We start from the raw sequence: 21038 nt of genomic DNA, 5'->3' as shown, positions 1-21038 counted from the left end.
ACCTCGTCTCTGCACATGCAAGATCACCGGCCCCTTGGCCCGCTCAGGACAAGGTCCTCGGCTCACCGTCCGGCCGTCGGCGGGTCTGGCCAAAACGGGTGAGGGCCGGGATGGCCAGGAAGATGACCCACTGGGGCATCGGCCAGACCGCGCCTAGCCGGGTGAGGCCGTAGAACAGGAACAGGCCCGCAAAACCGAGCTGAACGCCAGACAGCACGACTTCAAGCAGCGGGTCACGCCGGCCGGCCAGCCCCCAGAGCCCGACGGTGAGTACGGCCAGAACCACGCTCACTGCATGCCAAAGTATCGAGGCGAAGGCGCCGAGGCCTGGATCGCTCAACGCCGCCAACATGGGGGCGTGCACCTCTGGCCCGCCCGCGAAGACATGGATGAGAAGGGTCGCCCCCATCAGGACGGCGGCAAGTCGGGTCCAGATCATCGACAACTCCATACGCTGACGTATGGTCTAGCGACGTCGCTTGCGGCCGTCAATACGCCGCCGTACGGTTGCCCCGTGGCGAATATGACAAAGCAAAGGCTCAACGCCGAAGACTGGCTGAGAATTGGCCTCCAGGCCCTGGCGAGGTCTGGCCCGTCGGCCCTACGGGCTGAGGCGCTCGCGCGCGACCTCGGTACGACCAAGGGCTCGTTCTACTGGCACTTCAGGGATCTGCCCGACTATCTGGAGCGCCTCATCAGGTTCTGGGAGGACCGCGCCTTCGAGGGCGTCGTCGCGCGGCTCGATGGAGACCTGCCGCCCCGGGGAAGGCTGGAGCAGCTGTGTCTACTGGCCGTAGGTCTTCGCGATCCGGACTATGGCGGCGCGGCGTTGGAGCCTGCCCTTCGCGCCTGGGCGCTGTCGGACAAGGGCGTGGCCGAGGCGGTGGCCCGCATGGACGCCCGCCGGATCGCCTATCTGAAGGATCTGTGCCATGCGGCCGGCCTAGATACCTCCACCACGCCGACGATGCTTTATGCCCTCTATGTCGGCCTGGAGACCCTGGACCACGACGACGCCGAAGGCGTCATGCGAGCAGCGCTGCTACGGGTCTGAAACGAACGACCGTCGGTCCGAGACGATCCGGGTCGGCTCCGACGCGGATCGGGCGCGGATCGGGCGCTCTCAAAGGGCAGCGGAGATGGCGCACCCGACACGATTCGAACGTGTGACCTTTGCCTTCGGAGGGCAACGCTCTATCCAGCTGAGCTACGGGTGCTTGGCGCCTGTGGGCGGAGCGGGTTTCTAGCCGAAAGGGGGCCGGACCGCAAACGGGTTTGGCCGCCGCCGTTCGGGCCCCCGTTCAGGCCACCTGCGGGGTCTTGTCGGTGGTGAGGTCGACGAAGACGTCCTCCAGGCTCGGATCCTCGGTGGCGATGTCGCGGATGCGCAGGCCCGCGGCGCGGACGGCGGCCAGCACCTGTTCGACGCTGGACTGGCCGGTGCGATAGGTGACGCTGAAGGCGCCGCCAGGTCGAAGCTTCGCCTCGAAGCCGGCCAGGGTCGGCGCGGCCTCCACCGGCGTCTCGGGCGTCACCACCACGCTGCGGGTGTCGAGGCGCGAGAGCAGGCGGGCGGTGGACTCGCACGCCACCACCTGGCCCTTGGCGACGATGGCGATCTGGTCGCAGAGCTCCTGGGCTTCTTCCAGATAGTGGGTGGTGAGCACGATGGTCACGCCCATGCGGTTCAGCTCGACCACATAGTTCCAGAGCTGGCGGCGCAGCTCGACATCCACCCCGGCGGTGGGCTCATCGAGGATCAGGACCGGGGGATTGTGCACCATGGCCTTGGCCACCATCAGCCGGCGCTTCATGCCCCCCGACAGCTGGCGGACATAGGCGTTGGCCTTGTCGGCGAGGCCCAGCGCGGCCAGCAGCTCGTCGGTGCGGCGCTCCTTGCGCGGCACGGCGTACATGCCGGCCTGGACCTCGAGCGATTCCCGCGGGGTAAAGAACGGGTCGGCGGCAATCTCCTGGGGCACCACGCCGATGGCGGCGCGGGCGTCCCGGGGATGGGTGTCGATGTCCCGGCCCCAGATCTTCACCGTGCCGGAGGTCTTCTTGGTCAGGCCCGCCAGAGTATTGATGAAGGTCGACTTGCCCGCCCCATTGGGCCCCAGCAGGCCGAAGATGGAGCCCCGGGGAATGGCCAGGTCGATCCCGCGCAGGGCCTTCATCTCCGGCGTCGTCTTGGTGGCCGGATAGGTCTTGACCAGGCCCTGGGCCTCGATGGCGAATTCCGGAAGGTCCATGCGGTCCCCTTGGGCGCCCCCGCAGGACGGGTTTGCGGGTGCGAAGATTGACGGGCCAAGCCCGCCTCGCATACCTAGGGCCGAGCGGCGCCCGCGCCAAGCTTCCGACCGGAGATTTCCCGATGGCCCGTGCGACCGAAAACCGTGGCGTCAAGGCCCAGCGCGGTCCCGAGCCCATGCCGGCCAAGCCCGCGATCACCGCCCTGACCGCCAGCGCCCGGCCGGCCCCGGAAGTGGTCTATGTGCGCACCGGCCGGATCGCCTGCGACGGGGTCGGCGGGGCGCTCGGCCATCCGCGGGTCTGGCTGGAGATGGGCGGGGCGACCTTCGTCGAATGCCCCTATTGCGACCGCCGCTTCGTCCTGGCCCCCGAGGCCGGCGAAGGCCCCGAGGATGAGCGCCTGGCGCCCGGCGTCTATGAAGGCCCCCACGGACACTAGCCCGTTCCGGCTTGGGCCAGCGCGCCGCTACGCCGCCGCCGCCAGCCGGCGGGAGGCGCGCCAGAGGCCATAGGCGAAGACGCCGGCCCCGGCCCAGATGAAGGCGAAGGCGGCGATCTTGGCCCATCCCAACGGCTCGCCCTGGACCACGCCTAGGACAAAGGTCATGGACGGCGCCAGGAACTGCATGAAGCCCATGGCCGACAGGGGCAGGCGTCGCGCGGCCCAGGCGAACAGCACCAGCGGAATGGCCGTCGCAGCGCCCGAGAAGATCAGCCAGGCGGCCGGCGTGAGGCCGTTGGTGAAGTGGTCGCCCCCGGCCTGGGCCAGCCAGATGGCGAAGATCGCACCCGGAATTCCGAGGATCAGGCATTCGATGAACAGCCCGGTCTGGGCGTCGGCGGCCACCTGCTTGCGCACGATCCCGTAGCCGCAGAAGCTGGCCGCCAGGGTCAGGGACACCCAGGGCAGGCCGCCAATGGCCACGGCCTGGAACACCACCCCGACTGCGGCCAGCGCAATGGCGCCCTGGGCGATCCGGTCCAGCCGCTCGCGGAAGAACAGCGCGCCCGCGGCCATGCTGAGCAGGGGGTTGATGAAATAGCCGAGGCTGGTCTGCAGCACCCGCTCATTGTTTACCGCCCAGATGAACACCAGCCAGTTCACGGCGATCAGCAGGGATGAGAGCGCCAGCAGGCCCAGCACCCGCGGTCTGGTGAACACCGACAGGGCCTGGGGACCGTGGCCAGCCATCCAGACGAACAGCCCGGCCACCGGGATGGCCCAGAAGGTCCGGTGCGCCAGGGTCTCCCAGGGTCCGACCCCCATGGACCCCAGCATCTGGAAGACCAGCGGGATGAAGCCCCAGATCAGATAGGCGGAGAGTCCGGCGACAAACGCGGTCGAGGGTGGGGAAGACGGCGCAGGGGCCACGGCGGCGGCTTTCGGCTGGGGGGAAGCCCTACCTAAGCCTTCGCCGGAGCTTCACAAGCATCGATCACCCGCCATGCGCGGGAATCGGACGTGGAAATGGGCGGCCGCTGAGCGACCGCCCATTCCGAAGAGTCTCAGGGGACCCAAAGACCTCAGGCGATGGCCTTGGTCTTGATCAGCCCGCGCTCGTCGAGCAGCTGGGCGATCTGGATCGCGTTCAGCGCCGCGCCCTTGCGCAGATTGTCGGCCACCACCCACATGTTCAGGCCGTGCTCGACGGTGGGGTCGTTGCGGATGCGGCTGACGAAGACCGGGAACTCGCCCTGGGCCTCCTTGGGCGTCATGTAGCCGGTCTCGTCGCGCTTATCGATGACCACCAGGCCGGGGCTGTCGCGCAGCAGGTCGCGGGCGTCGTCCTCGTCCAGGGGATCGTGGAACTCGATGTTGACCGCCTCGGCATGGCCGACCATCACGGGCACCCGCACGCAGGTGACCGTCAGCTTGATGGCCGGGTCGATCATCTTGTGGGTCTCGTTCCACATCTTGGCCTCTTCGTCGGTGTAGCCGTCGTCGCCGAAGGCGCCGATGAACGGGATGACGTTGAAGGCGATCTGCTTGGGGAACTTCTTGGGCGGCGGCGCGCCCAGGACGAAGATGCCCTTGGTCTGATCCCAGAGCTCGTCCATGCCTTCCTTGCCCGCGCCGGAGACCGACTGATAGGTCGAGACCACCACCCGCTTGATCCGGGCCCGGTCATGCAGGGGCTTCAGCGCCACCACCAGCTGGGCGGTGGAGCAGTTCGGATTGGCGATGATGTTCTTCTTGTGGGCGTAGGAGACATCGTCCGGATTCACCTCCGGCACGATCAGCGGCACGTCCGGGTCCATCCGGAAAGCCGAGGAATTGTCGATGACGATGGGGCCGGCCGCGCCGATCTTGGGCGACCACTCCTTGGAGAACGATCCCGACACGCTCATCAACACCAGGTCGACGGTGGAAAAATCGAACTGGGCGATATCCTCGCAGGCGATCGTCTTGTCGCCGAAGGACACCTTCACGCCGATGGATTTGCGCGAGGCGATCGCGTGAATCTTGTCCACGGGGAATTCCACTTCCTCGAGGATATTCAGCATCTCACGGCCCACATTGCCCGTGGCGCCGACGACGGCTACCCGGTAACCCATCGGAGTCTCTCCTGAAATTCTTAGGCGGTGCGATCCGTTACGCCGCCGCATGAACGCGCGCAAGCACGCCGCCGCAAGGGCCCGGCCGGCCGCGGCTTCGTCCCGCTTCACCTAGGGGCTAGGATGGCGCGACGCAACCCGGGGACGCAGGACCCCGGGGCCCTTGAGGGAGAGATCACCATGAGCCAGCCGGCCACCGGCATGCCCTTCGCCGACCTGATGGGTCTGAACATTCTGGAGCGGGCCAAGGACAGGGTGGTGGGCGAGCTTAAGGTGCGCGAGGACCTGTGCACCGCCGGCGGCATCCTGCATGGGGGCGCCTTCATGGCCTTCGCCGACGCGCTGGGCGCCATTGGCGGCTTCCTGAACCTGCCGGCCGGCGCGCGGACCACGACCCTGGAAAGCAAGACCAACTTCCTGGGCTCGGCCAAGGTCGGAACCACGGTCACCGGCGAGGCCACGCCTCTGCACATCGGTCGCCGCTCCAGCGTCTGGCAGACCCGCATCACCGCCGAAGACGGCAGGCTGCTGGCCCTGGTCATCCAGACCCAGATGACGGTGGACGCCGGCTGAGTGGCGACCTGGAAGCGACCCGGCGCCTAAAACCTGACCAATGGCGCCCGATCCTGCCGCAGCGCAGCACCACGATGCTGCGTCGCAAAATTGTCGCTTGTGACCCCGGGGAAGGTGGCGCTAAACCTCCTCTCAAGGCGGCCGACAACGACGCGAATTGACGACGAAGGCCGCCAGAGGAACGCCCCGCAAAGTGGTTGTCATCAACCCCTCTACGGGAACGAATAAAATGATCGCTCGTATCGCTGCTCTCGCCGCCGTCGCGGCTGTCTCCATCTCGGCCCCCGCCTTCGCCGAAGGCGTCAAGGTCTCCCTCGCCGGCAAGTCCGCCGAGCAGGTCCATGCCGACATCGTCAGCGCCGCCCGTTCGGTGTGCCTGCGTGAAACCACCACCGAAACCTTCCGCCAGTCCGCCCAGGCCCGCTGCGTGAAGTCGACCGTGGAAGCCACCCTGGAAAAGGTCGGCGACGCCGATCTGGCCGCCGTGGCCGGCATGGAGCTGGCTCAGCGCTAAGCTGAAGCCGGCGCAAGCCTGACAGGTTCTGGAAAGGCCGGCGGCGACGCCGGCCTTTCTTGCGTCTGGGGATCATGCTTGTCTTGCGGCTCCAGGAAGGAGCATCCCATGGCTAACCCTGATGACCTGCCGGTGACCAACAATGTCGAGGCGGGTCGCTTCGAAGTTCGTCTCGGTGACGATGTGGCCTTCGCCGAGTACCGGCTGCTGAAGACCGGCATTCTCTTTCCCCACACCGAGGTTCCCCCGGCCTTCGAAGGCAAGGGCGTCGGCTCCAAACTGGTCCGCACCGCCCTGGACTATGCCCGCGAGCATGGCCAGGCGGTGATGCCGGTCTGTCCCTTCTTCGCCAGCTACATCAAGCGGCATGAGGAATATCAGGACCTGCTGCACCCCGACTATCGCAAGAGTCTGGGCCTCGACTGAGACGGTGGCTGAGCCAAGCTGAACACCCTCACTGCACACGCGGATGGCGAGAGGGGTTGGCGGCGCCTCACAACCTATTGTAGGAATGTCCGTCTGTTTCTGTTTTGTTCGGGGGCGAACCTTGCGGAGCTTTTGGGCGGCGTCCGTGTTGGCGGGGGTTCTGGTCCTTGCCGCCTTCCAGGCGGCGGGGGCGGCTGAGCCCGCACAAGAGGTTCATCCCGACCTGGTGACCGGGGAGCTTTCCAACGGGCTCGAGTACCAGATTCTGCCCCTGGCGGGCCGCGAAGGGGTGTCCTTCCGCCTGCTGGTCTGGGTCGGCAGCCAGGCCGAGGGCGACGACAATCGCGGGATCGCCCATTTCGTCGAACACATGGCCTTCCGGACCACCCGCCGCTTCCCCGACGGGGAGATGGACCAGGCCATGGCCAAGGCCGGGGCCGCCTTCGGGCGCGATCACCTCGCCTATACCGGCCGGTGGACCACCACCTATCACCTGGACCTGCCCAGCCGGGACCCCGCGGCGGCGGCCATGGGCCTCGACTGGCTCCGGGACGTTGGGGACGGGCTGCCCTTCATTCCCGCCGAGGTGGCCGCTGAGCGGGGGGTGGTCCTGGCCGAGCGCCTCGACCGCATGTGGACCGGCGAGGCCGTCGAGGAGCAGGAGACGGCCTTCCACTTCCGGCCGGAGGACAATCTGGGGCCAGGCGGGGCCGCGGCGACCCTGAGGGCCATGACCCCAGCCGACCTGAAGGCCTTTCACGCCAAGTGGTATCGCCCCGACCGCGCCATCCTGGTGGTGACCGGTGATGTGGAGCCCAAGGCCATGGTGGCCGAACTGGAGCGTCGGATGGGGGGCTGGGCGGGGGCCGGCGCCCGGCCGCGCATGCCCGACACCCCCGACCCCGAGCCGCCCGAGGCGCCCGTCAGTCTGATCCTGCCGCCGACCCGCCTGCCCGCCCAGAGCATGGCCTGCCGGAACGCCCCCGTGGCCGACAGCGAGGCGGCCGGACCAGAGGATGACCTACTGGAGGACGTGCTGCTGGAAGTGCTCAACCGGCGCCTGGCCCGGGCGGCGGCGGCGGCCCCGGGGGTCTACAGCCTGCAGTTTGACACCACCGGCCAGTATGATGCGCGGCAGGTGGCCTGCGTCCTGGCGAGCCACGGCCCGCAGATGGGGCAGCAGGCCCTGATCCTCGCCCAGGGGGTGTTGCGGGGGTTTGCGGTCCATGGTCCGGAACAGGGCGAGATCGACAGCGCCCTCGCCCAGCAACGCGCCCAGGCGCGCGGCGCCCTGACCGAGCGCGCCAACGCCACGGCCGCCGAGACCGCCGACGAACTGCTCTACTCCATCCCCGCCGGGCGACCCTTCCTGCACCCACACCAGATGATGCGGCGGGTGAGCCGCGGGGCGGCCAGCCTCACCCCTGAGCGCCTTATCCAGACCTTCGTCGCCCTGTGGCCTGGGGACGCGCCGCCGACCCTGTCGGTGGAGGACGCCGGGCTCACCACCGAGGCGGTGGTCTTGGCCTGGCGTGCGGCCGCGGCTGGACCCCTGCCCCCGCCCATCGCCGCTCCGCGCCCCATTGATCTCGACCTCGGGTCGGCCGGCAAGGTGGTCCGCCGCGAGGCGTTGCCGGAAGGCGCCGTGCGCCTGACCTTCGCCAATGGCCTGGTCCTCAACCACCTGGCCAGCGACCGCGCCCCTGGTTCAGTCGAGATCATCATCCGCCTCGGGCCCGGCGCCCGACAGTTGAGCGCGGCGGACTATGTGACTGCGGCCCTGGCGACCAACATCCTGCCCTATGCGGGGATCGAGGCGGCCAGCTACGCCGCGCTTCAGGAGCTGAACGCCCGTTGGAGCTGGAACTTCGACGTGGATATCGGTGAGCACGGGCTGTGGGTCTCGGCCCGCAGCTTCGCCGGCCAGGTCACCCCTCATCTGGCCCTGATCACCGCCCACCTGGCGACGCCGGGATTCTCCGACGAGACCGCCGACCAGATGGCCCTGCTGGCCGCCCATCTGGAGCAGGAGAACAGGCTCGTCCCATCTGACGCCGCCAGGGACGCCTTCGCTCGGACCATCTGGCCAGACACCGCCGGCGCCGCGGGCGATCCCGACACCTATCGCCGCCTGAAGCCTGACGACCTGAAGAGGGTCATGGGGACACAGCTGGCCCTCGGCCCGGCGGAACTGACCCTGGTGGGGGACATCACCGAGGCCGAGGCCATCGAGGCGGCCGCCACGACCCTGGGCGCACGCCCGCCGCGGCCACCGCCACCGCCCGGTCCCACACGACCGCCCCTGGACTATTCCCGCGCGCCGGATGGTCCCATCGTCGCCACACATCGGGGCTCGGCGGAGCGCGCCGCGGCCCAGATCTACTGGCCCCGGCCCCCGGTCACGGGTCTCAAGAACCAGGCCGCCGCCCTGGCCCTGAGCGAGCTGCTGGAGATCGCAGTGATCGAGGAAACCCGCCGGCGCCGGGGCCAGACCTATTCCCCCGTCGTCGACCTGGATGGCGGTCTCGACGACCCCCACGATATCGCCCTCTATGTGGAGGTGACCCCCGACGCGGCGAGCCTGGACGAGGTGACCGCCGCCGTCCTGCGGACCGCCCGGGGGTTTGTCGCCGCGCCCCCCAGCCGCGAGGCCCTGGACCAAGTGATCCGCCCCATCCTGTCCCAGCTGGAGGCCGCACGGCAGACGGACGCCCGTTGGGCGGTCGCCCTGGCCAGCCCCAAGGGCTGGGACACCGCCCGTGCGCTCATCGACGGACTGGGGACGGCCCTGGCGGAGCTGACGCCAGCCGACATCCACGCCCTGGCCGGACCCTGGCTGTCCACTCCGCCGATCATCGTCCTGGCCCGCCCCGCCCCGCCCATGGGAGACGCGCAATGAATGTACGACGTCCGATAGCCGCCCTCGCCGCCCTGGCGGCGATGGGCGTCACGCCCGCCTTCGCCCAGACCGAAGAGCCCACTCGGCCTGTGGAGGTGGCCGCCTGCCTTGACACCCAGAACGATGACATCGAGGCGGGCATCGCCGCCTGCACCCAGGCCCTCGCCCTGGCGGAGACCGATGACGTCCGCGCGAGTGTGCTCCTGGTGCTCAGCCTCTATCACCACTTCAACGGCGACATCGGCGCGGCTGACGCGGCCGCCGATCAGGCGGCGGCTCTTGATCCTGTCGATGAGGTCCTGAGTATGCGGGCGGACATGCGCACCATGTCGGGGCGCCCTGAGGCGGCCCTGGCCCTGATTGAGGCGGACCTGCGCCAAACGCCCAATGCGCCGACCCTGCAGCGCAACCGGCTGCTGACCCTGGCGAGGCTGGGGCGAGCCCAGGAGGCCCGCAGCGGCCTGGAGCGACTTCATCGTCAAGATCCCGATAGAGTCCAAGTGACCCTCGCCCTGGCCAATGTCTACATCGCCCTGGGCGAGGACAGCCGCAGCGCGCGCCTTCTGGACGCCGCGATCGCCCGCGCGCCGACCGATGGGGACCTTCGCCTGCGGCGGGGTGAAACCCGTCTGTGGGCCGGCGACTATGCGGGCGCCACAGAAGATCTGAACCTCGGCCTGACGGACGAAGGCTTCCCGGGGGACTTCGCCATGCGCGCCGCGGCGCGGATCATGTCCGGGGACGTCGAAGGCGCCCGGGGCGATCTCGCCACCATTGGCGACCCCAGCGTCCTGGGCGCCGCATCAGCCCTCTATGCGCTGCGGGCGTCTTCTATGGTTGGGGACTATGCCAGGGCGCTCATCTTTGCTGATGTCGCCGTGGAAGCCGCGGCATCCCCGGACATGGCCACCGCCCTGGTGCACCGGGGCGAGGTGCGGGTTCTGTCGGGACTCCTGACTGAGGCCCAGGCCGATTTCGAAAAGGCCGCCGTGCTGGAGCCGCAGAATGCGCGGGCCTGGGGCGGGCTGGGTCGCGTCGTGCTGGAGTCTGATCCCGCCCAGGCTGCGATCTTTTACGGCCGGGCCGCAACCCTGGCTCCCAGTGTCCCGGACTATCAAGCTGGCGTGGCCGAGGCGGCCAACAGGCTCGGCGACCACGCGACAGCGGGAGCCGAATACGACAAGCTGATCCGTGCGCTTCCTGGCGATCACACCCTGCGCGCGGCCAGGGCTCAGGTGTTCATGGCCGAGGGGCGCTTTGAGGAGGCCCTCGCCGCCTCAACCGAGGCCGTGCGACTGGCGCCCGATGATGAGGAGACCCTGCTGGGCCATGTGGAGGCCCTGGCCGTCGCAGGCGACAGCCCCGCGGCGCTCGCCCTGCTTGACCGGCTCACCGCGCGCGGGGCGGAAAGCCCCACCTCCCGCTATCTGGCCGCGCTGATCCTGCGCAATCAGGGCGACTATGAGCGCGCCCTGCGGGAGGCCGAGGCGGGCCTCGTCCTGTCTCCGGAAGATCCAGACCTGATCGAGGAGAAGGGGACCATCTACTACCTGTTGGACGATCCCCTCAGCGCCCGGGACTGGCTGGACAAGGCCCTGGCCCTGAACCCCAGCTCGGCCGACGCCTTCTATCTGCGCGGCCTTGTCCGGGGCGAACTGGGGGACGCAGAGGGCGCCGCCGCCGATCAGGCCGCCGCCATCGCCCTGGATCCCAGCCGCGCCGAAGAGCTTTAGGCCAGCGCCGCCAGGACCGCGTCGCCCATCTCGATCGTGGTCAGGGCGCCGCCCAGGTCGCGGGTGCGGGCGCCGTTCTCCAAGGCCTTGATCACCGCGGCTTTCAGTCGGTCGGCGGCCTCGGGACGGTCCAGCGACCAGCGCAGGGCCATCTCGAAAGACAGGATGGCCGCCAGCGGATTGGCCACGCCCTGGCCCGCGATGTCCGGCGCCGAGCCGTGGATCGGCTCATAGAGGCCAGGCTTGCCCGGCGCGCCGAGCGCCGCAGACGGCAGCATGCCGAGCGAGCCGGTCAGCTGGGCCGCGGCGTCCGACAGGATGTCGCCAAACAGGTTGTCCGTGACCATGACGTCGAACTGCTTGGGGTTCTTGACGATCTGCATGGCCGCATTGTCGGCCAGGATGTGCTCCAGCTCGACATCGGCGAACTCGCGTTGGTGAAGGTCGGTGACCACCTCGCGCCAGAGCAGCCCGGAATCCATCACATTGGACTTCTCGGCCGAATGGACCTTGTTACGCCGGCCCCGGGCGAGCTCGAAGGCCACCCGGGCCACCCGCTCGATCTCGGCCGTCGTATAGACCTGGGTGTCAACGGCCCGCCTGCCGCCGCCGGGCAGGTCTTCGATGAAGCGGGGCTGGCCGAAATAGATACCGCCGGTCAATTCGCGCACGATCATGAAGTCCAGCCCTTCGACCAGCTCGCGCTTGAGGGAAGAGGCGTCGGCCAGCGGTCCGAAACAGAGCGCCGGGCGCAGATTGGCGAACACCTCCATGCCCGCCCGCAGGGCGAGCAGGCCGGCCTCTGGCCGCTTGTCCCGGGGAACGCCAGCCCATTTGGGTCCGCCCACCGCGCCCATCAGAACAGCCTTGGACGCCTTGGCCAGGGCCAGGGTTTCGTCCGTGAGCGGCAGGCCCGACTGGTCATAGCTGATCCCGCCGAACGGACGCTCCTCGACCACCAGGTCCGGGGTGAGCACGGCGATCACCCGGCGGACCTGCGCGGTCACTTCTGGGCCGATGCCATCGCCCGGCAGGAGAAGAAGGTCGGTCATGGTCATCGCCCCGTCGCTGGTCTGTCGGGCGGGATACTAGACCGCCCGGTGCGAGGCGACCTCGTAGGCGATGAGGCGGCGATCGGAAACCCCGAATTCAGGCCAGGCCGCCCGCCAGGCGGCCAGGTGCGGCGTGGCGAAGTGGGCGTCCAGGGCGGCCTGGTCGCGCCAGGCCTCAAACACCCGGATCAGGCCGGGCTCGGCCACGTCCTGGGCGTAGGCGTACTCCAGACACCCATCCTCGGCCCGACTGGCCTCCAGCATGGCCAGCATGTGCGGCCTGAACGCGTCCAGATTCTCCGGCGGGACGCGGATCGTCCCGGCGATGACCAGGCTCACGCCCGTTCCAGCCAGGGCGTATCGAGCGCCCGGGCGCTCTCATAGACGTCGATGTCGGGCGCCTTCTGCAAGGTCTCGCCGATGGCGTCGAGGCCGTTCAGCATCTTGTGCCGCCGGCTGGGATCGATCTCGAAGCCATAGACCTGGCCGTCCGGGGCGGTGACGGTCTGGGCTGTGAGATCGACGCTGATCACATGATTGCCGCCGCGGGCCTGGGCCATCAGGTCTTCCACCGCCTGCGCCGGCAGCACCACGGGCAGGAGGCCGTTCTGGAAGCAGTTATTGTAGAAGATGTCGGCGAAGCTGGTGGAGATCACGCAGCTGATGCCGAAGTCCAGCAGGGCCCAGGGGGCATGCTCGCGGCTCGACCCACAGCCGAAATTGTCCCCGGCGATCAGGACGCCTGCGTCCTTGTAGGCCGGCTGGTTCAGCACGAAGTCGGGCTTTTCCTGGCCGGCCTCGTCGAAGCGGAAATCGTAGAACAGCCCCTTGGACAGGCCGAGCCGGTCAACGGTCTTGAGGAACTGCTTGGGAATGATCTGGTCGGTGTCGATGTTGGAGAGCGCCAGTGGGGCAGCCTTGGCGTCAATCCGCGTAAAGGGCTTCATCAGGCAGTCTCCGAAGGCGAAAGCGGCGCGGTCTGCTGGATCATCAGGGCGGGCAGGCCAGGGGCGCCCGACCGCACGGTGAAGACCTGGGTGCCGGGCTTGCGGCCCTGACGCAGGTCAGACACGTCCCAGCCCCCGGCGGCCAGACGGGCGTGGGCGGCGGCGGGGTCATCCACCCGCCAGGCTAGGCCGCCGAACCTGTCCGGCCCGTCAGAGACGGGCGTCTTGAGGCTGGCGCCGATCTCCACAAGCGTCTCGCCGCAGCGGAAGAAGAGCTGTCGGGCGCCCCAGTCAGGGTTGGACCGGTCCAGCCGCAGGTCCAGACCAAGCTTGGCGCCGTAGATGGCCAGGGCGCGTTCAGGATTGGGGGTGTGGACCACCACGTGATCCAGCGCGCTGACCGCGGCGGCCTCCCCGTGGGTGGCTTCCGACAGAGGCCAGGGCTGACCGTCCCGGGGCGGGGCCGCGAGCAGCAGGCCCAAGCCCCCGGTCGCTTCAACCTCCAGGCTTGAGGTCGTCCAGTAGCGCTTGCGGCCATCGGCGTGGACGGTGCGGATCGATCCGGGCTCGCTGGCCCCGATGCCCCGGCGGCGCAGCAGGGCTGTGGCGGCGGCGATGTCGGGGGTGGTGAAGGCCAGCGCCCAGATACCCTCCCCATGGGCGTCGAGGTGGGCGGCGATGGCCGCGCCGAAACCGCCCTCGCCGTCCGGCGAAATGAGGTCCAGCGCCATGTTGGGCAACTGGAACCAGGCCTGACGCACGCCACCTTCGGCGCCGATCCAGTTGCAGGACCGGCCAAGCAGGCGGCCATAGGCGTCCACCGCCTGATCCAGGTCGCGGACCACCAGGGCCACATGATCCAGGCCGCTGATCATCAGATGAAGTCGCGCACGTCGGTCAGGTGACCGGCGATGGCGGCGGCGGCCGCCATGGCGGGGCTGAGCAGATGGGTGCGTCCGCCCCGGCCCTGACGGCCCTCGAAGTTGCGGTTGGAGGTTGAGGCGCAACGTTCGCCGGGCGCCAGGCGGTCGGGGTTCATGCCCAGGCACATGGAGCAACCCGGCTCGCGCCAGTCAAAGCCCGCGGCCTTGAAGATGGCGTCCAGCCCTTCGGACTCGGCCTGTTCCTTCACCAGGCCAGAGCCCGGCACCACCATCGCCCGCACATGGGGGGCCACCAGACGGCCCTCCAGAAAGGCCTTCTGCACCACGGCCGCGGCGGCGCGCAGGTCTTCGATACGGCTGTTGGTGCAGGACCCGATGAACACCCGGTCGATCTTCGCCTCGGCGATCGGCTGGCCGGCGACCAGGCCCATATAGTCCAGCGCCCGCGCGGCCGAGGCCCGCTTGTCCGGCGTGGAGAAGCTGGCCGGATCGGGCACCCGCCCGTCGATGGGCATGACATCTTCCGGCGAGGTGCCCCAGGTGACCAGGGGGGCGATGGTCGCGGCGTCCAGCACGATCTCACGGTCGAACACCGCGTCCTCGTCGGAAAAGAAGCTCTTCCAGTGGGCCACCGCCATGTCCCAGGCCGCGCCCTTGGGCGCAGCCGGCCGGCCGCGAATATAGTCGAAGGTGGCCGCGTCCGGCGCCACCAGGCCTGCGCGCGCGCCGGCCTCGATGGTCAGGTTGCACAACGTCATGCGGCCTTCCATCGACAGGGCCCGAATGGCCTCGCCGGCATATTCGATCACATGGCCGGTGCCGCCGGCCGTACCGATGGCGCCGATGACGGCCAGGGCGAAGTCCTTGGCCCCGACGCCGGGCGCCGGGGCGCCGTCGATGGTGACGCGCATGTTCTTCGACTTGGCCTGGCGCAGGGTCTGGGTGGCCAGCACATGCTCGACCTCCGAGGTGCCGATCCCCTGGGCGAGCGCCCCGAAGGCGCCATGGGTCGAGGTGTGGGAGTCGCCGCAGACGATGGTCATGCCCGGCTGGGTGCGGCCCTGCTCAGGCCCCACCACATGGACGATGCCGTTGCGCAGATCGCCCATGGGGAAATATTCGATGCCGTTCTCGGCGACATTGCGCTCCAGGGTCAGGAGCTGCAGGCGGGCCTCTTCGTCGGCGACGGCCCCGGCGCCGAGCGCCTGGCCTTCGGTCGGCACATTGTGGTCGGCCACCGCCAGGGTGCGGTCAGGCCGACGCACCGGGCGGCCCGCGGCGCGCAGGCCGGCGAAGGCCTGGGGCGTGGTCACCTCGTGGATCAGGTGCAGATCGATATAGAGGATCGACTCCCCGTCCCCCTCGGCGACGAGGTGGGCGTTCCAGATCTTGTCGTAGAGCGTCATGGCGGCCATGGGCGGCTATGTAGGTGGGCAAAGGCGGTTCCGTAAAGGTCGCAGCCGTCGCTCAGGCCCGGTGATTTTGGCCGCCGTGGTTTCGGCCTCGGGCCAAACCCATTAGGACGGGTCACCATGACTCTCGAGAGCGACCCGCAGGACGAGCGCGACCTCGACCGGGCGACCGCCCTGATGATGGTGGATTCGGCCGCCGCCACGGCGGTGACCGCGGTCACCACAGGCATCGTTCTGGCCGCCTTCGCCCTCTATCTGGAGGCGTCGAACGCGGTCATCGGCCTGCTGGCGGCCCTGCCCTTCCTGACCCAGCTGATCCAGGCGCCGGCCGTGCCCCTGGTGGAAAAGCTGCGCCGCCGCCGGCTGATCGCCTCGACGGCGGCCTTCTGCGCCCGGCTCACCCTGCCGGTCATGGTCGCCATCGCGCTCCTGCCGCACAACGCCTGGAGCCTGACAGCCCTCGTCGCCGCCCAGGTGGTGATCGGCTCCCTCGGGGCGGTGACCAGCTGCGCCTGGAATTCGTGGGTGAGGGATCTGATACCGGAAGAGCGGCTTGGCTCGTTCACCGCCCGGCGCACGGTGATCGCCACCGGTGTGACCCTGAGCGTCACCATCATGGCCGGTGTGGCCCTCGACCAGGTCGCCATCGCAAATCAGGGTCTGGTCTTCGCCACCTTCTTCGGGCTCGCCTTCATCCTGGGGATGGTCAGCGTCGCGGCGCTCGCCCGCACGCCGGAGCCGCCCATGCCGCCGCCGGCCGCGGGGGTGAACCTCTATCGCCTGCTGCGCGCGCCCCTTCGGGACGGGAATTTCCGCCGGCTGATCCTGTTTCTGTCGAGCTGGCAGTTCGCGGTAAATCTGGCGAGCCCCTTCTTCACCGTCTATTTCGTCACCCAGCTCAACTATCCGCTAACCTTCGTCATGACGCTGAGCGCGGTCAGCCAGATCGCCAATATCGGGGTTCTGCGGTTCTGGGGGCAGCTCAGCGACAGGTTCTCCAACAAGTCGGTGCTCGCGGCCGCCGCGCCCGCCTACATCCTCTGCATCGCCGCCACGGCGCTCACCTCGCAGATCGACGACCGCCAGCTGGCCGGCGCCTATCTGATCGTACTGCATGTGGTCTTTGGCGGTGCGGCGGCCGGGGTGGGGCTGGCCACGGTCAATATCGCCCTGAAGCTGGCGCCCCGAGGCGGGGCCACGGCCTACATCGCCGCCAACACTCTGATCACCTCGATGGCCGCCGCCGCCGCCCCGATCCTCGGGGGCTTGTTCGCCGACTTCTTCGCCGCCCGGGAGCTGGAGCTGCTGATCCGTTGGTCTCGGCCAGGCGAGGATCTCGACGTCCTCCATCTGGCCTTCAACAACTGGGACTTCTACTTCCTGCTCTCGGCCCTGCTCGGCCTCTACGCCCTCCACCGATTGACCCTCGTGCGCGAGGAGGGCGAGATCGAGCACAAGGAGATGGTCCAGCAGATGATGGCCGAGGCCCGCCGCGTGGTGGCCAACCTCTCGCCGGTGGCCGGACTGAAGATGATGCACGCCTTCCCCGCTGGCCGGCTGATGGAGCGGCGGCGGCGCAGGCGGCCCGAACGGGAGGCCGAGCAACAGGCCCTGGCCGAGGCGGCGCAGGAAGATGGGGTGCTGGAAGACGGGGCCGAGGTCATCCCGTGAGCAACAGGATCTGGACGAACATTGTGCGACGAACCCCCAGCCCCCATCATTAGATCATGCCGTCGATCTCCAGCGCCGACTGGGACCTCTTCCAAAGCCTGCACGCCGTCCTGGAGACCGGAAGCCTGTCGGCCGCCGCCCGGGCCCGCGGGGTCGCCCAGCCCACCATCGGCCGTCATATCGAGACCCTGGAACAGCACCTGGGCTCGCCGCTCTTTCTACGATCGCCCCGGGGCCTGCTGCCCACGGAGCTGGCTCTTGAGCTTCGCCCTCGACTTGAGGACATGGCCGCAGCGGCCGCAGCAGCGCTCCGAGACGTGGCCGGGGCGGCGGCCCAGACCGGGGGTGCGGTGCGCATCACCGCCAGCGAGATCGTCGGCTGCGAGATCCTGCCGCCCATTCTTGCCGCCTTCCACGCCGCCCACCCGACGATCGAGGTCGAGCTGACGGTCTCCAACCGGCAGGCCGATCTCGCCCGTCGGGACGCCGACATCGCTGTGCGCATGACGCGGCCGACACAGAACACCCTGGTCGGACGGCGGATCGGCATGATCGACCTGGGGCTCTATGCGGCGGCGACCTATGTGGCGCGTCACGGCGTTCCAGCCGATTTAGACGCCCTGGAAGACCATGCCATGGTCGGATTCGACGGGGCCGCGCCGAAGCTTGACGGACAGATCGACATCGGCCGGCCGATCACCCGGGACCTGTTCGCCTTTCGCAGCGACAGCGACATCGCCCAGTTGGGGGCCCTGCGCTCGGGCCTGGGCATCGGCGCCTGCCAGACGCTGCTGGCCAAGCGCTATGGGCTGGTCCCGGTCCTGGCCGACCGCTTCCAGATCAATATGGAAATGTGGGTCTGTATGCCCGAAGGCCTGCGCACCACCCGTCGGATGCGGCTGATGTTCGACCATCTGGTGAGCGCCCTGTCGGAGGAGCTGCGACCGGAGCGGCCTTGAAACGTAGAAGGGCGGCTGCGGAAGTCCGCAGCCGCCCTTCTGGCGTTCGTCGAAAGCCTGAATTTAGTCTTCAGCGTCTTTCTTCTTGGGGGCGTGGGCCGCGGCCGAGGCCTCGGCGCGGGCGGTGCGTTCAGCCTTTTCGGCCTCGCGCTCGGCCGGGGTCATCTGGCGCTCGGCGATACGGGCCGACTTGCCGCGACGATCACGCAGATAATAGAGCTTGGCGCGCCGCACGACGCCACGGCGCTTGACCTCGACGGAATCGATCATCGGCGACAGCAGCGGGAAGACCCGCTCCACACCCTCGCCGAAGGAAATCTTGCGGACAGTGAAGTTCTCGTCGACGCCCTCGCCGGAGCGGGCGATGCAGACGCCTTCATAGGCCTGGACGCGCTCGCGCTCGCCTTCCTTGATCTTCACATTGACGCGGACGGTGTCGCCCGGACGGAAGTCGGGGAAGTTGCGGGCGGTCTTGAGGCGATCGGCCTCTTCCTGGCGCAGCTGCTGGATCACGTTCATCGGTTCAATTCCTTTGTCACTGGGCTTTAAGCGCCCTTTGCCTGTTGATTGGCGAGATGCTGCGCCCACAAGTCCGGCCGCCGCGCCCGCGTAGTCTCTTCCCGCTGCTGCGCCCGCCATTTGGCGACCTCAGCATGGTGCCCTGAAAGCAGCACCGGCGGGATATCGCGCCCCTCGAACGTCCGCGGTCTGGTGTACTGCGGATGCTCCAGGAGCCCGTCCTCGAAGCTCTCTTCACTCAAACTCAGCGCCTGGCCCAACACACCGGGCACAAGGCGTACGCACGCCTCAATGGTCAGCATGGCCGCCACCTCGCCACCGGCGAGGACGACGTCGCCCACGGCGACCTCCTCGAACCCGCGAGCGTCAAGCACCCGCTGGTCCACCCCCTCGAACCGGCCGGCCAGGACGATGACGCCCGGACCCGCAGCCCATTCTTTCGCACGCGCCTGGGTCAGGGGCTGACCCCGGGCGCTCATGTATAAAAGCGGCCGCCCTCGCTGCTCCACACTGTCAAGCGCAGAAGCGATGACGTCCGCCCGCATCACCTGTCCCGGGCCGCCCCCTGCAGGGGTGTCGTCCAGGAAGCCGCGCTTATCCTTGGAAAAGGCGCGAATGTCCACTGTTTCCAACGTCCAGAGCCCCTGCTCGCGCCAGGCGGTTCCGATCAGGGACACGCCCAGAGGACCCGGGAAGGCCTCGGGAAACATGGTCAGGACGGCGGCGTCGAAGGACATGGGCTCATCTGCACCAGGGGAGGGTCAAAAGCCAAGGCCGGGCTTCGCCTTGCCGCGACGGGCCGCAAGGGTTAAGCCCTGGCGCTTTCGCACCTGCAACATACGATAAGTCATTATGGACAGCCCCCAGAGCAAACCCGAGATCACGCCCGAGATCCTGCCTGACACCCTGGCGCTGGAGCGCATCGAGCAGAACCTGTTCCGCGGCGTGAGCCCACAGGGCGGACCGCCGCGCATCTTTGGCGGCCAGGTCATCGCCCAGTCGCTGCTGGCGGCCTATGAGACCGTCGAAGAGCGCATGTGCCATTCGCTGCACTGCTACTTCATCCGCCCGGGCGACCCACGCATCCCGATCCTGTTCGAGGTCGACCGGTCCCGGGACGGCGGCACCTTCACCACCCGGCGGGTGGTGGCCATCCAGAACGGCAAACAGATCTTCAACCTCGCCGCCTCGTTCCAGGTGGTCGAGGACGGCTTCGACCACCAGGCGCCGATGCCGAAGGTGCCGGGGCCGGACGACCTGCCCACCGAGGCGGAGTCCATGAAGAAGGTGGCCGACAAGATGCCGCCGGAGATGCGCAAGATGATGTCGCGCCCCCGGCCCATCGAAATGCGCGGCCGCGACGCCTTTGGCTTTGGCGGCAACACCAAGCCGACCGAGGGCAAGTCCGACGTCTGGATCCGCGCCACCGGCGCCATCGGCGAGGATGCGCGGATGCACCAGGTGATCCTGGCCTACGCCTCGGACATGAACCTGTTGTCCACCGCCATGCGCCCCCACGGGGTGGCCTGGCAGACGCCGGGCCTGCAGTCGGCCAGCCTCGACCACGCCATGTGGTTCCACAAGCCGTCCAACTTCAACGACTGGCACCTCTATACGCAAGACAGCCCCTCGGCGTCCGGCGGTCGCGGCTTCGTGCGCGGCGCCCTCTACGCCCAGGACGGAACCCTGGTGGCTTCGGTCGCCCAGGAAGGCCTGATGCGGATGCGCAAGGGGGACTGAGCGGCCCTTCCCGTCCGCGACGGCGGCGGAGTAGATCCCTACTCCGTCTCTTCCGGCGGGATGGCGATCAGCCTGCCTTCGGCGAGCTTCACCTCAGGCACGGTGTCCCGGGTGAAGGGCAGCCACCAGGATGGACCGCTGGCCGGCTGGACCTCGAGCAGGTCGCCGGCGCCAAAGTCCTGCACCGACTTGACCTCGCCCAGGCGCTCACCATCCGGCGTCTCGACCACGACGCCGATCAGGTCGGTCAGGTAGAATTCGTCCTCCTCGGGCGCTGGCAGAGCGTCACGGGGAATGAACAGGTTCAGGCCCCGGGCGGCCTCGGCCTGCTCGCGGGTCTCGATCTCCTTGGCGCGGGCCACCACCCCACCCTTGACCGGGCGGACGCTGGTCAGGGTCAAGCCCGCCGAGCCGTCCTGGCGCAGCAGCGCCTTGAAGGCGGCGAGCGACATGGGGTCTTCGGTGAAGGTGGTGATGCGGACTTCGCCGCGGACGCCAAACGCGCCGGCCACCCGGGCCACCTGGATCAGCTTGTCGGGCATCGCACCTTCATCGGCGTCTCAGAGAAACGAAGACCCGGCGCAACGCTCTTTGTCAGGCGCAGCGCCGGGTCTGGGACCTAAGTCCTTAGTCTTCCTTGGCGGTCGCTTCGTCAGCGGCCTCGGCGGCCGGCTCGACAGCAGCTTCTTCAGCAGCGGCGGGCGCTTCGGCGGCGGCGGGCTCCTCGGCGGCCGGAGCCTCCTCGGCGGCGGGCGCTTCCACCGCGGCTTCAGCCGCCGGCTCTTCAGCGGCGGGCGCTTCGGGCTCGGGCTCGGGCGCCGGCTGGGCGGCGGCCTCGGCTTCGGCGGCGGCGCGGTCGGTCTCGCGCTGGGCGCGCTCTTCAGCCCGCTCCTTGGCCTT

23 protein-coding genes and 1 tRNA gene are annotated in these 21038 nt (G+C 68.8%); 10 read left to right on the top strand and 14 right to left on the bottom strand.

Annotated elements, in window-relative coordinates; translation table 11 throughout:
* Positions 1-43: 43 nt before the first annotated feature.
* Positions 44-439, bottom strand: a complete 396-nt coding sequence (locus Q8K84_RS15865) for a hypothetical protein (protein ID WP_305283673.1) — start codon at positions 437-439, stop codon at positions 44-46.
* An 84-nt stretch (positions 440-523) separates the two neighbouring features.
* Between Q8K84_RS15865 and Q8K84_RS15860 the strand changes: the two genes are divergently transcribed.
* Positions 524-1054, top strand: coding sequence for a TetR/AcrR family transcriptional regulator (locus Q8K84_RS15860; protein ID WP_305283672.1), 531 nt, complete (start codon positions 524-526; stop codon positions 1052-1054).
* A gap of 86 nt (positions 1055-1140) precedes the next feature.
* On the opposite strand, the gene Q8K84_RS15855 is transcribed toward Q8K84_RS15860, so the two are convergent.
* Together Q8K84_RS15855 and Q8K84_RS15850 are read right to left on the bottom strand one after the other, a co-directional pair.
* Positions 1141-1217 (bottom strand) — tRNA-Arg (locus Q8K84_RS15855).
* A gap of 84 nt (positions 1218-1301) precedes the next feature.
* A complete protein-coding gene (locus tag Q8K84_RS15850) occupies positions 1302-2252 on the bottom strand; it encodes an ABC transporter ATP-binding protein (protein ID WP_305283671.1) in 951 nt (316 codons plus the stop codon).
* 176 nt (positions 2253-2428) lie between these two features.
* Here Q8K84_RS15850 and Q8K84_RS15845 point away from each other — a divergent pair, with 176 nt between their 5' ends.
* Positions 2429-2692, top strand: a complete 264-nt coding sequence (locus Q8K84_RS15845) for a zinc-finger domain-containing protein (RefSeq protein ID WP_305283687.1) — start codon at positions 2429-2431, stop codon at positions 2690-2692.
* A 27-nt stretch (positions 2693-2719) separates the two neighbouring features.
* Here Q8K84_RS15845 and rarD read toward each other — a convergent pair whose 3' ends face one another.
* Both rarD and Q8K84_RS15835 read right to left on the bottom strand, forming a co-directional pair.
* On the bottom strand, positions 2720-3625 hold the full coding sequence (rarD, locus tag Q8K84_RS15840) for an EamA family transporter RarD (RefSeq protein ID WP_305283670.1): 906 nt from the start codon (positions 3623-3625) through the stop codon (positions 2720-2722).
* Between the two features lie 152 nt (positions 3626-3777).
* Positions 3778-4809: an aspartate-semialdehyde dehydrogenase gene (locus Q8K84_RS15835; RefSeq protein ID WP_305283669.1), complete on the bottom strand. Its 1032-nt coding sequence runs from the start codon at positions 4807-4809 to the stop codon at positions 3778-3780.
* Positions 4810-4989: 180 nt separating this feature from the next.
* Here Q8K84_RS15835 and Q8K84_RS15830 point away from each other — a divergent pair, with 180 nt between their 5' ends.
* The 5 genes from Q8K84_RS15830 (at position 4990) to Q8K84_RS15810 (ending at position 10954) form a co-directional block, all read left to right on the top strand.
* Positions 4990-5382 (top strand): PaaI family thioesterase, encoded by a 393-nt coding sequence (locus tag Q8K84_RS15830; RefSeq protein ID WP_305283668.1) that lies wholly within the window; start codon positions 4990-4992, stop codon positions 5380-5382.
* 229 nt (positions 5383-5611) lie between these two features.
* On the top strand, positions 5612-5896 hold the full coding sequence (locus Q8K84_RS15825) for a hypothetical protein (RefSeq protein WP_305283667.1): 285 nt from the start codon (positions 5612-5614) through the stop codon (positions 5894-5896).
* 108 nt (positions 5897-6004) lie between these two features.
* The gene (locus Q8K84_RS15820) at positions 6005-6322 is read left to right on the top strand and encodes a GNAT family N-acetyltransferase (protein ID WP_305283666.1); all 318 of its coding nucleotides are present in this window, start codon (positions 6005-6007) and stop codon (positions 6320-6322) included.
* A gap of 148 nt (positions 6323-6470) precedes the next feature.
* Complete coding sequence (locus tag Q8K84_RS15815) at positions 6471-9221, top strand: M16 family metallopeptidase (protein WP_305283665.1); 2751 nt, start codon at positions 6471-6473, stop codon at positions 9219-9221.
* Entirely contained in the window at positions 9218-10954 is a 1737-nt protein-coding gene (locus Q8K84_RS15810) for a tetratricopeptide repeat protein (protein ID WP_305283664.1), read from the top strand. Before Q8K84_RS15815 ends, Q8K84_RS15810 begins: the two co-directional genes overlap by 4 nt.
* On the opposite strand, the gene leuB is transcribed toward Q8K84_RS15810, so the two are convergent.
* The 5 genes from leuB to leuC are packed head-to-tail and all read right to left on the bottom strand — an operon-like array spanning position 10951 to position 15252.
* Entirely contained in the window at positions 10951-12006 is a 1056-nt protein-coding gene (gene leuB, locus Q8K84_RS15805; RefSeq protein WP_305283663.1) for a 3-isopropylmalate dehydrogenase, read from the bottom strand. The genes Q8K84_RS15810 and leuB overlap by 4 nt on opposite strands.
* A 36-nt stretch (positions 12007-12042) precedes the next feature.
* The gene (locus Q8K84_RS15800) at positions 12043-12345 is read right to left on the bottom strand and encodes a putative quinol monooxygenase (protein ID WP_305283662.1); all 303 of its coding nucleotides are present in this window, start codon (positions 12343-12345) and stop codon (positions 12043-12045) included.
* On the bottom strand, positions 12342-12953 hold the full coding sequence (gene leuD / locus Q8K84_RS15795) for a 3-isopropylmalate dehydratase small subunit (protein ID WP_305283661.1): 612 nt from the start codon (positions 12951-12953) through the stop codon (positions 12342-12344). The genes Q8K84_RS15800 and leuD overlap by 4 nt, the downstream gene beginning before the upstream one ends.
* Positions 12953-13828, bottom strand: coding sequence for a VOC family protein (locus Q8K84_RS15790; protein WP_305283660.1), 876 nt, complete (start codon positions 13826-13828; stop codon positions 12953-12955). Before Q8K84_RS15790 ends, leuD begins: the two co-directional genes overlap by 1 nt.
* Complete coding sequence (leuC, locus tag Q8K84_RS15785) at positions 13828-15252, bottom strand: 3-isopropylmalate dehydratase large subunit (RefSeq protein ID WP_305283659.1); 1425 nt, start codon at positions 15250-15252, stop codon at positions 13828-13830. The genes Q8K84_RS15790 and leuC overlap by 1 nt, the downstream gene beginning before the upstream one ends.
* Positions 15253-15369: 117 nt before the next feature.
* On the opposite strand from leuC, the gene Q8K84_RS15780 reads away from it, so the two are divergent.
* Together Q8K84_RS15780 and Q8K84_RS15775 are read left to right on the top strand one after the other, a co-directional pair.
* On the top strand, positions 15370-16920 hold the full coding sequence (locus Q8K84_RS15780) for an MFS transporter (RefSeq protein WP_305283658.1): 1551 nt from the start codon (positions 15370-15372) through the stop codon (positions 16918-16920).
* A 56-nt stretch (positions 16921-16976) separates the two neighbouring features.
* Positions 16977-17879, top strand: a complete 903-nt coding sequence (locus Q8K84_RS15775) for a LysR family transcriptional regulator (protein WP_305283657.1) — start codon at positions 16977-16979, stop codon at positions 17877-17879.
* Between the two features lie 63 nt (positions 17880-17942).
* Here Q8K84_RS15775 and rplS read toward each other — a convergent pair whose 3' ends face one another.
* Both rplS and trmD read right to left on the bottom strand, forming a co-directional pair.
* Entirely contained in the window at positions 17943-18398 is a 456-nt protein-coding gene (gene rplS / locus Q8K84_RS15770) for a 50S ribosomal protein L19 (protein ID WP_305283656.1), read from the bottom strand.
* A gap of 26 nt (positions 18399-18424) precedes the next feature.
* Positions 18425-19135, bottom strand: a complete 711-nt coding sequence (gene trmD / locus Q8K84_RS15765) for a tRNA (guanosine(37)-N1)-methyltransferase TrmD (protein ID WP_305283655.1) — start codon at positions 19133-19135, stop codon at positions 18425-18427.
* 115 nt (positions 19136-19250) lie between these two features.
* Here trmD and tesB point away from each other — a divergent pair, with 115 nt between their 5' ends.
* The gene (gene tesB, locus Q8K84_RS15760) at positions 19251-20138 is read left to right on the top strand and encodes an acyl-CoA thioesterase II (protein ID WP_305283654.1); all 888 of its coding nucleotides are present in this window, start codon (positions 19251-19253) and stop codon (positions 20136-20138) included.
* Positions 20139-20176: 38 nt separating this feature from the next.
* Here the strand turns inward: tesB and rimM are convergent, their stop codons facing one another.
* Complete coding sequence (gene rimM, locus Q8K84_RS15755; RefSeq protein ID WP_305283653.1) at positions 20177-20680, bottom strand: ribosome maturation factor RimM; 504 nt, start codon at positions 20678-20680, stop codon at positions 20177-20179.
* Positions 20681-20765: 85 nt separating this feature from the next.
* A partial coding sequence (locus Q8K84_RS15750) for a hypothetical protein (protein WP_305283652.1) occupies positions 20766-21038 on the bottom strand: 273 nt, incomplete at its 5' end.

The sequence above is a fragment of the Phenylobacterium sp. genome, assembly GCF_030679875.1.
GTDB lineage: Bacteria > Pseudomonadota > Alphaproteobacteria > Caulobacterales > Caulobacteraceae > Phenylobacterium.
The sequence above is the reverse complement of the archived record's forward strand: the minus strand, read 5'-3'. Positions and strand labels throughout refer to the sequence as shown.

Excerpts from the sequence above, each read along its gene's own strand:
- Q8K84_RS15825 (WP_305283667.1), top strand. The coding sequence starts at position 5,612 with ATGATCGCTCGTATCGCTGCTCTCGCCGCCGTCGCGGCTGTCTCCATC.
- Q8K84_RS15820 (WP_305283666.1), top strand. The coding sequence starts at position 6,005 with ATGGCTAACCCTGATGACCTGCCGGTGACCAACAATGTCGAGGCGGGT.
- Q8K84_RS15790 (WP_305283660.1), bottom strand. The coding sequence starts at position 13,828 with ATGATCAGCGGCCTGGATCATGTGGCCCTGGTGGTCCGCGACCTGGAT.
- Q8K84_RS15775 (WP_305283657.1), top strand. The coding sequence starts at position 16,977 with ATGCCGTCGATCTCCAGCGCCGACTGGGACCTCTTCCAAAGCCTGCAC.
- Q8K84_RS15845 (WP_305283687.1), top strand. The coding sequence starts at position 2,429 with ATGCCGGCCAAGCCCGCGATCACCGCCCTGACCGCCAGCGCCCGGCCG.
- Q8K84_RS15850 (WP_305283671.1), bottom strand. The coding sequence starts at position 2,252 with ATGGACCTTCCGGAATTCGCCATCGAGGCCCAGGGCCTGGTCAAGACC.
- rplS (WP_305283656.1), bottom strand. The coding sequence starts at position 18,398 with ATGAACGTGATCCAGCAGCTGCGCCAGGAAGAGGCCGATCGCCTCAAG.
- Q8K84_RS15865 (WP_305283673.1), bottom strand. The coding sequence starts at position 439 with ATGATCTGGACCCGACTTGCCGCCGTCCTGATGGGGGCGACCCTTCTC.
- Q8K84_RS15780 (WP_305283658.1), top strand. The coding sequence starts at position 15,370 with ATGACTCTCGAGAGCGACCCGCAGGACGAGCGCGACCTCGACCGGGCG.
- leuB (WP_305283663.1), bottom strand. The coding sequence starts at position 12,006 with ATGACCGACCTTCTTCTCCTGCCGGGCGATGGCATCGGCCCAGAAGTG.
- leuC (WP_305283659.1), bottom strand. The coding sequence starts at position 15,252 with ATGGCCGCCATGACGCTCTACGACAAGATCTGGAACGCCCACCTCGTC.
- tesB (WP_305283654.1), top strand. The coding sequence starts at position 19,251 with ATGGACAGCCCCCAGAGCAAACCCGAGATCACGCCCGAGATCCTGCCT.
- Q8K84_RS15860 (WP_305283672.1), top strand. The coding sequence starts at position 524 with ATGACAAAGCAAAGGCTCAACGCCGAAGACTGGCTGAGAATTGGCCTC.
- rimM (WP_305283653.1), bottom strand. The coding sequence starts at position 20,680 with ATGCCCGACAAGCTGATCCAGGTGGCCCGGGTGGCCGGCGCGTTTGGC.
- Q8K84_RS15835 (WP_305283669.1), bottom strand. The coding sequence starts at position 4,809 with ATGGGTTACCGGGTAGCCGTCGTCGGCGCCACGGGCAATGTGGGCCGT.
- Q8K84_RS15830 (WP_305283668.1), top strand. The coding sequence starts at position 4,990 with ATGAGCCAGCCGGCCACCGGCATGCCCTTCGCCGACCTGATGGGTCTG.
- leuD (WP_305283661.1), bottom strand. The coding sequence starts at position 12,953 with ATGAAGCCCTTTACGCGGATTGACGCCAAGGCTGCCCCACTGGCGCTC.
- Q8K84_RS15810 (WP_305283664.1), top strand. The coding sequence starts at position 9,218 with ATGAATGTACGACGTCCGATAGCCGCCCTCGCCGCCCTGGCGGCGATG.
- trmD (WP_305283655.1), bottom strand. The coding sequence starts at position 19,135 with ATGTCCTTCGACGCCGCCGTCCTGACCATGTTTCCCGAGGCCTTCCCG.